At 41.4% G+C, this 13,655-nt stretch carries 12 protein-coding genes; 3 read left to right on the plus strand and 9 right to left on the minus strand.

All coding sequences use genetic code 11. The features are described 5' to 3' along the window. The first annotated feature begins 4 nt into the window (after positions 1-4). The gene (locus OMP94_RS02970; RefSeq protein ID WP_266275846.1) at positions 5-247 is read left to right on the plus strand and encodes a hypothetical protein; all 243 of its coding nucleotides are present in this window, start codon (positions 5-7) and stop codon (positions 245-247) included. Here the strand turns inward: OMP94_RS02970 and OMP94_RS02975 are convergent. From OMP94_RS02975 to OMP94_RS02990, 4 genes are all read right to left on the minus strand, one after another. After that, positions 244-1,128 (minus strand): helix-turn-helix transcriptional regulator, encoded by an 885-nt coding sequence (locus OMP94_RS02975; protein ID WP_266275848.1) that lies wholly within the window; start codon positions 1,126-1,128, stop codon positions 244-246. The genes OMP94_RS02970 and OMP94_RS02975 overlap by 4 nt on opposite strands. 285 nt (positions 1,129-1,413) lie before the next feature. After that, the gene (locus tag OMP94_RS02980; protein WP_266275850.1) at positions 1,414-2,463 is read right to left on the minus strand and encodes an NAD(P)-dependent alcohol dehydrogenase; all 1,050 of its coding nucleotides are present in this window, start codon (positions 2,461-2,463) and stop codon (positions 1,414-1,416) included. A gap of 51 nt (positions 2,464-2,514) precedes the next feature. Then, positions 2,515-2,868 (minus strand): cyclophilin-like fold protein, encoded by a 354-nt coding sequence (locus OMP94_RS02985; protein WP_266275852.1) that lies wholly within the window; start codon positions 2,866-2,868, stop codon positions 2,515-2,517. A 77-nt stretch (positions 2,869-2,945) separates the two neighbouring features. Continuing rightward, a complete protein-coding gene (locus OMP94_RS02990; protein ID WP_266275854.1) occupies positions 2,946-3,446 on the minus strand; it encodes a cupin domain-containing protein in 501 nt (166 codons plus the stop codon). Between the two features lie 194 nt (positions 3,447-3,640). Here OMP94_RS02990 and OMP94_RS02995 point away from each other — a divergent pair, with 194 nt between their 5' ends. Next, positions 3,641-4,540, plus strand: coding sequence for a LysR family transcriptional regulator (locus OMP94_RS02995; RefSeq protein ID WP_266275856.1), 900 nt, complete (start codon positions 3,641-3,643; stop codon positions 4,538-4,540). A gap of 2 nt (positions 4,541-4,542) precedes the next feature. Here OMP94_RS02995 and OMP94_RS03000 read toward each other — a convergent pair whose 3' ends face one another. The 3 genes from OMP94_RS03000 to OMP94_RS03010 are packed head-to-tail and all read right to left on the minus strand — an operon-like array spanning position 4,543 to position 8,828. Continuing rightward, a complete protein-coding gene (locus OMP94_RS03000; protein WP_266275858.1) occupies positions 4,543-5,469 on the minus strand; it encodes a diguanylate cyclase in 927 nt (308 codons plus the stop codon). A gap of 44 nt (positions 5,470-5,513) precedes the next feature. Beyond that, complete coding sequence (locus tag OMP94_RS03005) at positions 5,514-5,852, minus strand: Hpt domain-containing protein (RefSeq protein WP_266275860.1); 339 nt, start codon at positions 5,850-5,852, stop codon at positions 5,514-5,516. After that, positions 5,853-8,828 carry a hybrid sensor histidine kinase/response regulator gene (locus OMP94_RS03010; protein ID WP_266275862.1) on the minus strand — a complete coding sequence of 992 codons (2,976 nt, stop codon included), beginning with the start codon at positions 8,826-8,828 and terminating at the stop codon, positions 5,853-5,855. 212 nt (positions 8,829-9,040) lie between these two features. On the opposite strand from OMP94_RS03010, the gene OMP94_RS03015 reads away from it, so the two are divergent. Continuing rightward, positions 9,041-10,813 (plus strand): SLC13 family permease, encoded by a 1,773-nt coding sequence (locus tag OMP94_RS03015; protein WP_266275864.1) that lies wholly within the window; start codon positions 9,041-9,043, stop codon positions 10,811-10,813. A gap of 246 nt (positions 10,814-11,059) precedes the next feature. Here the strand turns inward: OMP94_RS03015 and OMP94_RS03020 are convergent, their stop codons facing one another. Both OMP94_RS03020 and OMP94_RS03025 read right to left on the minus strand, forming a co-directional pair. After that, positions 11,060-12,931 carry a methyl-accepting chemotaxis protein gene (locus OMP94_RS03020; protein WP_266275866.1) on the minus strand — a complete coding sequence of 624 codons (1,872 nt, stop codon included), beginning with the start codon at positions 12,929-12,931 and terminating at the stop codon, positions 11,060-11,062. Between the two features lie 85 nt (positions 12,932-13,016). Further along, positions 13,017-13,652, minus strand: a complete 636-nt coding sequence (locus OMP94_RS03025; RefSeq protein ID WP_266275868.1) for an arylesterase — start codon at positions 13,650-13,652, stop codon at positions 13,017-13,019. Positions 13,653-13,655: the final 3 nt, after the last annotated feature.

The raw sequence follows: 13,655 nt of genomic DNA on the forward strand, positions 1-13,655 counted from the left end.
TAACATGTCAACTGTTGAAAACAACACAACACCACAGGCAAAAGTACAAATGTTTTTGGTGATGGCAGTCGTGTTATCGAATTTGGTCACATTCGGCATTTTATACTGGTTTAAAATCAGTATTTTTGAGCATTTGGCCATCGCATTTGCTGGTTTCGTATTACTTTCTTTTGTTGAGGTGGGTTATCTCAACTTTATTCAAAAGTTACGCCAACGAAATGCTAATAATCTTAGTGATAATGCCTAAAAAGAACGCTTAAGCCATAACGCCATCAAAGCAGCACGACTGTTCACATTAAACTTTCGGTAAATACTTTTGACGTGATTGTGTGTGGTTGCTGATTTCTGGCCAAGCGATTCGGATATTTGTTTTTCGGTGAGTTCACTTAACAGTAAATGCATGACCTTACGTTCGGTGTGGGTCAGTGGTTTTTCAGCAATCACCAAGCCATGACTTAAAGCCAATTGGCTGTAAAACCACTTAAGACCGCGTAATGCATATGCGGCAGTAGCGATATCTTGTTTATTAAATGCAGGCGCATCACCAATCCGATTAAAGCAAAAATGCATTTCTAGATCTTGATTGATAGGTGTTGAAATAAACAAAGCGTCAGTCACATTACGGCTTTGGTAATAAATTTTGTAATGGATACTGTCAAAAAAAGCCGGCGATACTAACTCTCTTAATAGAACACTTCGAAACTCACCCGCCCCTTCGGTGTGTTTGATAGCCACTTCACTAATGGCATTCATATCACCCGCATTCATATTACGTTTTGCGGATTCATAGATCTCATTATCAACTGGCAGTTCTTTATAAAAATAAACTGGACCAACACGCCAGCCTCTTAAGCTATCGATCGTGTGATCGACATCATCTAATCGAATACTGGAAAGCCAATAGCCATGATCGGCATTGATAAGAGAACTAATCGAACTTAATAGCACTTGTAGTGCTTCTTCGGTATCACTAATTGGAAAACTAACTAAGTTATCCCAAAGTTCGTGGACTTGTTCTTGAGCTGTTTTGTGTTCTAGAGACTTCATAGGTTTGTTCTGTATTAGCACTTCGGTCAAATTGCGTTCAACAAACTGATTTGTTGAAGTGCAATAACGTGTTTCAAACATAATGCCTCCATGCGTTTAACTATTTCAAACTCTCTTTGCATGGTGTTTAACTGCAGACAAAATAGAGTAATTCAGATACGACTTTGCATCACAATAGCCAATCTAACGATATTGTCAATAAATATAACGACCTAGCAGAAATAAACAAGTTTCGTTGTTTTCTATAAAATCCTCCAGAAAATATAGCTACATTCGATACAAAAAAAGAGCATGCCACCGACAGCAGTGAACATGCTCTTTCTGTAAAAATTTATTTATTCTGAATCAATAAGTTAAGCCAGAAACTTAAACTGCTTCAAGTGAGCTCATATCGATAACAAAACGATGTGAGATATCCCCTTCTTCAAGCTTTTTGTAAGCATTATTGATTTCATCGATTTTGATCATTTCACAATCTGGGTGGATGTTATGTTTGGCACAGAAATCCAATACTTCCTGAGTTTCAGCAATACCACCAATTAAAGAACCAGCAATACGACGACGACCAAAAATCAGAGGGAAAGTCATCGGTTCGTTCAGCGGACCAACCTGACCAACGATAACCAACGTACCATCTACATCTAACAATGGCAGGTAAGATGTCACATCATGTTTCACGGGAACAGTATCAACAATCAGATCAAAATGATTAGCCGTTGCGGTCATTTCTTGCTCATCACTTGAAGCTAACATTGATTTAGCCCCAATACTTAGTGCTTCTTTTTCTTTAGATTTACTACGACTAATCACGGTAACTTCAGCGCCCATTGCCACAGCAAGTTTAACGGCCATGTGACCCAAACCGCCTAGGCCAATAACACCAACACGGCTACCTGGACCAACATTCCAAGTACGCAGCGGTGAATACGTTGTGATACCAGCACAAAGGATCGGTGCCGCTTTTGCCAAATCTAATTTGTCAGAAACACTTAAAACAAATTCTTCACGAACAACAATGTGTCTAGCATAACCACCTTGGGTGATTTCCCCAGAAATGCGATCTGGCGCACCATAAGTTGGCGTCATACCTTCACGACAGTATTGCTCTTCACCATGGTCACATTGATCACAGTGTTGGCAGCTATCAACCATACAACCGACAGCAACATGTTGTCCGACTGAAAATTTGGTTACTGCTGAACCAACTTCAGTCACCCGTCCGACAATTTCATGTCCCGGGATCAATGGATAAGATTGTGGGCCCCAGTCACCGTTTACAGTATGTAAATCGGAGTGACAGACACCCGAGTACAAAATCTCCATAGCAACATCATTTTCACGTAATTCTCTACGTTCAAAATGAAATGGCGCTAACGCTGCGCCTTCAGATGGTGCGGCATAACCAATTGTTTTCATAGCATTTCCTCTATTCGTTGAAAATTCACGATATCGACTGTGATTCCCTGCCTAATCAATGAGCTCAATGGTGACATCAAGACTACCTGACTGACTCAGCACTTGGAGATTGTTATCAATATGTCCCAACCGAATTAAACCAGCTGAGTGACCAAAATCTTTATAAAAAATGGCGAGATTACCCCAGGGTTTGTAATAGGCAATATCCCCCTTACGTGGTGAATAACCTGAAGCTGCGCCATCGGTTGATAGGGCCTCAGGCAACACCACAATTTTTTCGGTTTGATGAAAGTCATCAAGGGTCACTGTCAACGGCAATAGTTTGATGAAATCACGCGATGCAGCACTGTCATCTAAACTCGCGACGAGTGATGATGTGCCTGTTGTGATTTGAACTTTCGTCAAAGCCTTGTCTCCAGCAAATGTATTTGTGGCTGTTAATGACATACCAGTGATAATGACTAATTTTTTAAACACTAACGTTACTGTAAATACTGTTCGTCAGTTACGGGCTCAAGCCATTCGACATTAGTACCTTCAAAGACTTCTTGTACCGCGATATGACTCATACCTGTAGTGCTTGTCGCGCCATGCCAGTGTTTATGATTCGGTGGACACCAAATCGAATCACCCGCATTGACGATGACTTTTTCACCATCTTCACATTGTGTCCAACCTTGGCCAGAAGTCACAATTAATAACTGCCCTTTGGGATGGGTATGCCAATTTGTGCGAGCGCCAGGCTCAAATGTGACTAATGCTGATGTGATGCTTGATGGCTCTTGAGCTTGCAATAAAATCGGATCAATTCTGACATCACCGACAAACCATTCTTTCGGCCCTTTCACAGATGCCTGAGAACCATTTTTGTTATGAATCATGTGTTCCTCCTTTGCTGCTTTATGCGTATCGGCCATACCAGACAATGGTATGAAGATGCTCAAACCTAATAATACGCCGAGCGTTAACGATTTACTTTTCATGCTGATGACAATTCCTTTAGTTGATTCTGCTTAATTTCAATCGGCTTAACTTATCTTGCTAGTGATCTTAAGAGGTAGTTAGCTAGCTAACAACCATGTTTAATTCATTGAATCCATGAATTAAAAACATCAATAAACTAATAAATAGCGTTTTTAATATGTTTTAATAGCAAAACACCTTGTTGGATTGATAAATGAAACGCGAAGAACTCAGTGACTTGATGTTATTTATGTGTGTTGCCGACGAGAAAAGTTTCACTCGTGCAGCAGTTCGTCTTGATGTCTCCCAGTCAGCCGTCAGTCATGCTGTAAGACGGCTCGAAGCATCGCTCGGTTTAAAGCTACTCAACAGAACCTCAAGACGTGTATCCACAACCGAAGCCGGTGAAAAATTACTAGCGACGCTACGCCCAGGCTTTAGTGATATCAGTGCCCGTATAGAAGAATTAAAAATGCTGGGCGATGCACCCAGCGGGCTCGTTCGGATAGCAACCAGTAAACCGGCAATGCAATCAGGCTTATGGTCAAAAATCTCGAAGATCTCGCGTGATTATCCAGAAGTACAAATTGAATTAAGCCTTGAAAGCAGACTGGCAGATCTAACGGCAGATAGATTTGATGCCGCGATTCGATTAAGAGAGTTTATTAGTCCAGATATGGTGGCAATTAAGGTTGGCCCTGATATACAAATGGCCGCTGTTGCATCACCTGATTACCTAGAAAAACACGGTATCCCAGAAACACCAGCCGATCTCGATAATCATGCATGTCTAATCTTACGTTTTAGCCCAAACGCGTCGCCTTATGACTGGGAATTTGAAAAAGACGGCGTGAGTATCGAAAAGAAAGTAAACGGCCCGTTTATTTTTAGCTCAAGCGGCATTTGTGCAGAAGCGGCCAAAGAAGGCCATGGCATTGCTTTTGTGACCGAGCCAGAAGTCAGCGAGGATATTAAAAAAGGTTTACTCAGAAGAGTATTAGCGGATTGGTGCCCAAGTTTTGATGGGTATTACCTATGTTATTCAGGACGCCGTCAGGTAAGTTCAGCACTGCGTTTAATCATTGATAGACTTCGCTATACCGAAAACCATTAATTTTATTCGGGCGCTAACTGCCCTTCTTTATTAATGGCACGAATAGCAAATGCATTTCGGCCATTATTTTTAACGCGATATAACAAATCATCAGCTAACGTTAGGTATTTATCAGTACTAAAACGTGGGAGTTGATTGTTAATGACAAGGCAACCAAAACTCATGGTCGCCGACACGAGTTCCATCTCATGATGAATCACTAAACTCCTAATCGCTTTCAGTAAACGTTGGAGTATGACTTCAATTTCGTGACGATTGGCTTCGCAATAAATCAAAAACTCTTCGCCGCCTAATCGTGCCACTGTTTCAAATGGACGCACTAGGTTTTTTAATGTTTTGGCGACCATCAGCAATAACTCATCACCTACACTGTGACCGTAGTTATCATTGACCTTTTTAAAGTGGTCAATATCACACATGATGAGACAATGCTCTGTGTTGGGCGAAGCACGAAACAGTCTTGCTATGTGATTATCAACATCGTTAAGCCCAGCCCGGCGATTTAATAAACCGGTCAATTCATCTGTATGCGCCAGCTGAATATATTTCTTCTGGGCATCAACCAAACGTTTTCCGACTTTTAGCCGTGCCATAAAAAGGCTGCCATTGACTGGCTTTTCGATAAAGTCATCGGCCCCGAGGTCAAGCGCAGTTAACTCAATATTTTCTTGATGACTTGAAGTCACCATGATGATGTACGGACGAGGAATACGCTCTTGCTTACGTATTTCTGCACACAACTGTAAACCATCAATCTCTGGCATCATCCAGTCGATGACGATGATTTCAGGTGGCGTTTCTCGCTTGGATAATAAAGCTAACGCCTGTTCGGCACCATCGGCAGTGATTGGATGATAGCCAGCCTTTCTCACGAAAGCGCTTAATATCTCTCGCTCAATGGGGTTATCGTCAATGATCAAAACATCCATTATTAGGCTCTATTTGAGTTAGCAAATTCGGCCGACATAATGCTCTATGCCGTTTCAACTAAAAAAGTATCAATTTCAGCAGTTAGCTGGGCAAGCTGCTCTGAACTTGCGAACGCATTGTCTTGCCTTGCTTCTTCTTCAATGACTTTTGCTAGGCAAGCGACTCTCAATGCCCCAACAGCTAAAGCACTGCCTTTAATTTTGTGCGCATGAAGTTGTAATGCATTAACATCATTTTCTTGTGAGGCCTGCTCTATTTCTTGCACTGTCAAAGGTGCGAGTTCTTTAAAGTGAGAAATTAAGGTACTCAACAATGACTCATCATTCATTAATCGAGATAAGGCTGTTTGTTTATCCCATACCACCAAGTTTGGATCATCCATTCACTTCCCCTCCTTTAGGTACTTAGCCAGCATATTAAATAAGCTCTCTGGCTCGATTGGCTTAGATAGATAATCATCCATACCCGCAGCGATACACAGTTCCTCATCCCCGCGTAAGGCATTCGCCGTAAGTGCGATGATAGGTATTGATTTCTTTGTTTCACCTGCACTCCCTGCTCTCACTTCTCTGGTCGCGTTATAGCCATCCATTACTGGCATTTGGCAGTCCATCAAGACCAAATCAAAACTATTTTGGCTAATCATGTCGATTGCTTCTTGACCATTTTTCGCATTCGCCACCGTTAAGCCATTTTTCATTAATAGTGCATTCACCACTTCGCGATTAATCAAATCATCTTCAACAACCAACACATGGCCTTGTAATGCCGTTAATGACAAGGAGGCCTGATGAGGTGTTGCCGACAAGTCACCATTGGCAATCTTATTTAAGGCGTTAAATAACTCTGATGGCGAAACTGGCTTAATTAAAATGCAATCCGGTAACTGCATTACCACGTCAGAAGGGTCGAGATTAGAGGACTGTAAGAAAATAAGCCCTTTTAGCGATGCCTTTAATTGGTTTAATAGTTTGATATTAGCATCGGTTAATAATGTTAAGTCAGCTAATAAAATCACATTGTCTAATGACTGAGATGAGAGCAAATCAAGGGATTCAACTCGTTCACAATTGACCCGCCATGATGATGCCATTTCATGAAGAATTTCAAACTGAACACCTGTTTTCACCAGTGTCACTAATTGAATATCCGAATCAAACTGTGGCAGCGGTTTCTTCGTAACACTTGCCAGGTCAAATTTTAGCTGGATGGTAAAGGTGGTGCCCTCACCGACTTTAGACTCAAGTGCTACCGTGCCATTCATCATATTGACTAACTCACTGGTAATGGCAAGACCCAGACCTGAGCCAGACTTTTCACGCGTGGTAGATGAATTAAACTGAGAAAAACGCTCAAAAGCTTGCACCACAAATTCATCAGTCATACCAATTCCGGTATCGACAATCGTCAACGTGGTATAGACAATATCGTTATCATCGACAACAAAATCCGCTCTAACGATAATGTGACCAGACTCGGTAAATTTAATCGCATTCCCTACCAAGTTAATCAAAATCTGTCTTAGACGAACAGCATCACCGATGATTTTCAACGGTGAGGAAATACCACTCGGACAATGCAGCTCAATCCCTTTTTCTTGAGCAAGAGGCTCTAAGGTTCTTCCGACATCAAGCATGACCTCTTCCAGATCAATTTCTTGCTCAATTAACTCAAGTCGACCGGAGTCAATCTTAGAAATATCAAGAATGTCGTTGATGATTCGTAGTAAAGCTTCGGCACTCTTTTTAGATTGCTGGGTAAAGTGTTGTTGACGTTCATCAAGTTGCGTATCCGACAATAAGTGCAACATCCCCATAATGCCATTAATCGGTGTGCGTATTTCATGACTCATATTCGCTAAAAAGTCAGCTCTAGCCTTGGCATTTTGCTCTGCTTTAATCAGTGCATCTTCTTTGAGTTGCTCAATCGCTTTTAATGACGACACGTCACGGACAATAGCCAAGCTATTTGTCACATTACCCACTGGGTAAATACTTAAATTGATATCAACATCCAGTAGTGCGCCACTTTTACACAGTGCCTGGAAACGTGAGCCAGTCCCCATGGGACGTACGCCTGTTTGTTTACTCGCTTGCTCTCGTTTGTTGACGTGCTCTTTTCGTTTATCTAGCGGCACCAACTTTTCGATTGGCTCACCAAGCAACTCCATTTCAGTGTAGCCAAACATATGTTCAACTTGATTATTCACATAGGTGATGATCCCTTTGTCATCACAAATCAAAATGGCATCTGGCGCCGCCTCAAACATAGACAGCATTTTATTCTTTTCTTCGGTTAACTGACGCGAAATGCGTATCCTCGTTAACACCAAGCGTCTAAATAACAGCGCTAGTACGATACTGATAACGCTAATGACTAAAAATACTTTATTTGCTCGATGTGTTATCGCTGCTAAACTTTCGTTTAACACTTCGGGGTCTTTAACTGCAAGAACATTGATATAAGAAGACCGTGGAGAAAAAACAACAGATTCAAAGCCTTGCAGCTCATTATTAATGCGAAGCGAGCTTACGAATAAATCATCAACAAGCAGACCATCAATTTCGGTACTTAATAACAATTCAGCGTACAAATCGGGATACAATTGACCTAAGGTCATATTTGCCCTCTCTGTATACATAAAGCCCCAAGTGACATCATCAGGCCCCATCAACCAATATCCAGCTTCATTCACCAGCCAAATATTCATTTTTCGTTTTAGCTTAGTTCGTATCTCACTGATATCGTCAAAGATTTTGGTCAAATCGACATTTAAAACAACAAAACCAAGTTGTTGTTGATTTTGATCATGAAACGGCATTATGACGCGAATGGTGGGTTGATAAGGTATTTCAATCTCACCATTTTCAACATTCAAATCAATGTCACTGATCCAGATTTGTTTGCTGCGTAGTTTAAGTGCTTCACGTACGTAGTAGCGTCCCGCTTTGTTTTGTAATAACGCATCTTCAATGATCTTAGCGCCAGAGGGTGTTTTATCAACACGTAAAACTTCTTGACCGCTATTATCCAAAACCCGAATCTGGTCATAAAAGCCATTTTGCGAATCGATCAATGACGCAAAGTGCAAGCTATCGACTTTTGGGTTTAAGCCCCCACGCTCAACGAGATCGACAATATATTTAATATCTAAAACAGGTTTTTCGAGAGATTTAGTCAGGATGTGACTGGCTTGCGATAAGAAGGCTTCTTGGCTGAGTTCGATATCAGAAAATAGTTTATTTTTTTCGTTCTGAAACCAAAACCAAGCAAATAAAAAGTTAACGGACAGGATCGCAATTATTAAACCAACAATAGTGGTATAAGACCTTGAGCGACTGGTCAGATCAGTTTTCAATGGTATTTGCCATGGGTTCTCATAAGTTCATTTATACCTTCCAAATACGCCATATAGCAAGTAATTCAGGGAGGTATTCATAAATAACTTTTTATATTCTTAAAACGCCAAGATCCATATCCATAAAAGTTATATCTATATGGAAATTCATATTTTCAAATGTGATTAACGTTAGTGGCATTATGTGCCAATTTTTATAGGTAACATAAAGTATGGATTGGCAGGGTTGGTTCACCATTGCAGTGACAATTAGTGTTTTATTAACACTGATCTTGAGCAAAGTTCGCCCACATATTGCGATGCTTTGTGGTCTTACCGTATTACTTTTGGCCGGTATTATTAATGATACGCAGGCTTTTGAAGGGTTTAGTAATAGTGGTCTAATTACCGTGGCAGCGATGTTTGTTGTTGCTGCTGGTCTTCATGCTTCGGGTGGCGTGGATATATTTGTTAATTCGCTTTTGGGTAAACCCAAAAAACTCCGTCATGCCTACTTGAGAATCTATGCACCAGTTATCGTCTTGAGTGCTTTTCTCAATAACACCCCTGTCGTTGCCACATTGATTCCTGGCTTATTGGCATGGTGTAAACGTATTAACATCAATCCATCCAAAGTCATGATTCCGCTGAGCTATGTGGCGATTTTAGGGGGTACGTTAACGTTAGTCGGTACTAGTACAAACCTAATCGTAAATGGCCAATATGTCGCCTTAACCGGCGAACAAGGTTTTTCCATTTTTGCCATCACGATTATTGGTCTGCCCGTCGCTATCGCAGGTCTGATTTTTATGTGGCTGTTTTTTCCTAAATGGCTACCTGACATTAGTAAAAATCATGCTTTTGAAAATGTCCGTGAATTTACTTTGGAAGTGATGGTTGAGCCTAATGGCCCGCTGGTTGGTCAGAGCGTACAAGCTGCCGGTTTACGTGATCAAAAAAGTGTTTACCTAGTTGAGATTGAACGAAATGGCACGTTATTAACCGCTGTTTCATCCGAACAACGACTTGAAGGTAGTGATCGATTGGTCTTTGCTGGTGATACGCAAGGTATCACTGACTTACTGCGTATACGTGGGATCATAGCTTCGACGTCAGAATCTGAATCCAGTGTTTTAGCAGCCGAAAGACCAGAGCGTAGTTTGGTAGAAGCCGTTGTCTCACCGCATTGTGCGGCAATTGGTGAAACAGTACGTAATGCAATGTTCTTAGAGCGCTACGGTGCCGTCATCATGGCCGTTGCACGTAATGGTGAACGGATCCCCGGCAACTTGAGCAATATCAAATTACAAGCAGGCGATACCTTATTACTGGAAGCCCGCCCTGCTTTTGTTACAAGGCAACGCTACAACAAAGACTTTTTATTGATTAATGATATGGGTAAAGAGTCGCCCAACCACGATAAGGCGTATTTAGCATGGGCAATTTTAATTGGTGTCATTACCGCAGCAGGCTTTGGTGTGATTAGTATGTTAACGGCATCAATGGTTGGTGCCACATTGATGATTTTGACTGGCTGCTGCTCTGTTAACCAAGCAGAGCGTAGCTTGGATTTAACGGTAATTCTAACGATAGCTGCATCATTTGCCTTGGGTACGGCATTACAAGAAACCGGGGTTGCCAGTTATTTAGCAAGTGGCATTGTTTCGTTGAGTCAAAATCAGGCATGGCTGATGTTGATCATGACTTATATCGCCGTATCGATTTTGACCGAAGTGGTTACCAATAATGCGGCAGCTGTTTTAATGCTGCCGATTGTCTTGGGTATTACCCAACAGGCTGGCATTAACCCAGAGCCCTTTGTCTTTGCCATCATGATGGCGGCATCAGCAAGCTTTGCGACGCCGCTTGGATATCAGACTAACCTGATGGTTTATGGTCCCGGTGGTTATCATTTCCGGGACTTTATTAAAGTTGGTCTGCCGATGAATATTTTTATTGGCGCTGTAACAATCGCGACCATCTTATTCATCTGGCCACTTCATTAAACGGCAGTATTAGTGACAACGCTTTTGACGAATATTTCATCTCACGCCATTTAGGCTATATCCAATTTAAAGACTTGGAAATGAGGCATGTCAGCAAGCGTTACACCAATAACTGTCAGTGCAACAAAACGACTACCCTGCAGGGGATGCACTAAAAACTGTTCAAACTATTCAATTTGTGAGGGCAAGCCTTGGCGTTTAGCTGAAACCAATCCAAAGCCTGCCCAGCAGGGAAAATAACAATAATTAAACCTTAAATTTTTGTAACTGTGCTTGTAGATCTTTTGCTAGCAAAGACAGGTTATTACTCGTTTCGGTAGTTAGTTTCGTGCTTTGGGCGTTTTCTTCAGCCACACCAGCAATACTATTAATATTACGATTAATTTCTTCTGATACTGCTGTTTGTTCTTCGGCTGCACTGGCAATATGCGTATTCATGTCACTGATAGCATTTACCGCCTCAGTAATTTCATCTAAAGACTGACCGGCAATTTCAGCTTGTTTAACGCTGACTCTAGCCTGCTCTGTGCCTGACGCCATTACACTGACAGACTTGTCGGCACTACCCTGCAGTTTCTCGATGATTTTTTTGATTTCTTCAGTCGATTCTTGGCAGCGTTGCGCCAATACCCTGACTTCGTCAGCAACCACAGCAAAACCACGGCCAGACTCACCGGCTCGAGCTGCTTCAATCGCTGCATTCAGCGCCAGTAAGTTGGTTTGTTCAGCAATGTTTTGAATAACGATTAACACACTCCCGATATCATTACTCTCTCTTTGAAGATCTCTGATTGACTCGGCACCAAACTCAACTTGCTCTGCCAGCTTTTTGATGCCCTCAATCGCTTCACGAACGACGTTTTTACTCTTAAGCGCTTCCTGTTCGGCAGACTTGGACGCATCGGCAGCTTGGGCAGCATATTGGGCAACTTCTAATGCCGTCGCTGACATTTCATTCATTGCCGTTGCCACTTGCTCACTGTCACTTTGCTGCTGAGTAACACCTTGCTTGGTTTGCTCACTGACGACAGCCAATTGCTCAGCCGACTTTTTAACATCATTTGAAGAAACGATGACACCACGAATGACATCGGTGAAAGCCTGCATCATGTTGTTAAACACTTCTGACATCTCGACAATCTCATTATCACCATCAAGATGTGAACGAACAGTCAGATCGTTGTTCAACCGAGATTGCTTCATGATATCTGCGAGTTGCTCAATTGGCCGATTAATACTTAAACCGATCCAGAAAAGAACACTCAGTAAAACGGCAATAATAACTAGAGCAACAACAATACTTATTAAAATAATGTTATCAATTTTAGCCGCAGCGACCTCTGATAAATGGTTTGAGATGTCGGTTAGATGTGCTTCGCTTTGATGAATAATGTTGCGTAAATCACCTAATAAACCTGATTTACTATCAATGCCCTTTTGCTCAGTAGCTGCAACCAAAGACATAAAATCATTTCGATAAGCGGTCATCAGCTCGGTTAAATTTTTCTGTTCATATCTACCAATATCACTGGAGATTAGGCTGTTTTGAAATACTTGAAAGTTTTCTACAAAAGCTGTTTGGTATTTCAAATCAAGGCGCAACATAAAATCTTTTTCGTTGCGCCTTAACGTCAACATGTCTTTTATTAAGGTATCGTCACCTATGTTATTGAGCCTTGTCTCAGCGACATGAACTGACTCTCTTAGATTGCCATAAAGCCCATCTGTAGGGGTTAAGCCAATTTGGGTTTGTAACGTAACTAAGCTATTAAAGACAGACTGATATTGTTCAAATATTTCAGCTAATTCAGTTGTTTTATCATTGGCAATATTTTGGTCAATCAACGTGGTATGCAACTCATGAAGCTGTTGCTCCATGATGTCAAAGTGTTTGTTGAACTCTTCCTGATACTGCAAATCATTACGTGCCAAGAAGTCTTTTTCGTTGCGACGTAAGGTCAGCATGGATACTTCAACCGACTTATTCAATACGATGGCATTTTTTATGGCAACAACGTCACGAATGGAGATTTCCATTAATAGAATTAACGTGATAATTCCAACAGCCACCAAAGCACTTACCAGTAGTAATCTGGCTTTAATTGAAATTTTATTCACGATATTTCTCCACCCAAAAGAAATTGCATGTAATGCCTAAAAATTAGCGGCATTTAACATGCAAACTTTAAATATTGCTACAACTTTATTGTGACAGTTTGGTGACGTTTACAGCGCCTGACTCGGCGAGTTTTTCGAGAATTGCTTGTGCCATCATTTGATAGCCATCAGCATTGGGATGGATGGGATCAGATTTAAGCTTTGGTGAGCTCAACACATCGGAAACGATGTTTTTCACAAGATTTAGCTGATAAGTCTCAGCGAGTTCCTCGTAAAATGCTGGTGGACTGAGCAAAATACTAGGTTCTGGAACAGAAACAAGTATCACTTGGGCGCCACTGGCTTGGATGGTTTCAATCATGTCAATCAGATTATTTTTGGTCTGCGCCTGATTTAACTTACGGATTAAATCGTTACCACCATGACATAGTATGACCAGTTGTGGCTGAACCTCTGTGAGAACTTCTGGTAATCGATTTTTACCTTCTTCACTGATTTCACCTGGAACACCCGAATTAACGACAGTCATGCTCAAGGCATCAGCTAGCAAAGCTGGATAACTCTGCGTTTTATCAGCGCCAGTGCCGTAAGTCAGGCTATCGCCAAAGGCCAGAATAGTCGCATTACTTGGCAAACTGGGTATGGGATGCGAAGCTTCACAACCAGCAACAAATGCAATTAAAAACAACCCGTATGCTATTGTTTTTAATTTATTTTTCATTAT

The sequence above is a fragment of the Methylophaga sp. OBS3 genome, assembly GCF_026319325.1.
Classification (GTDB): domain Bacteria; phylum Pseudomonadota; class Gammaproteobacteria; order Nitrosococcales; family Methylophagaceae; genus Methylophaga.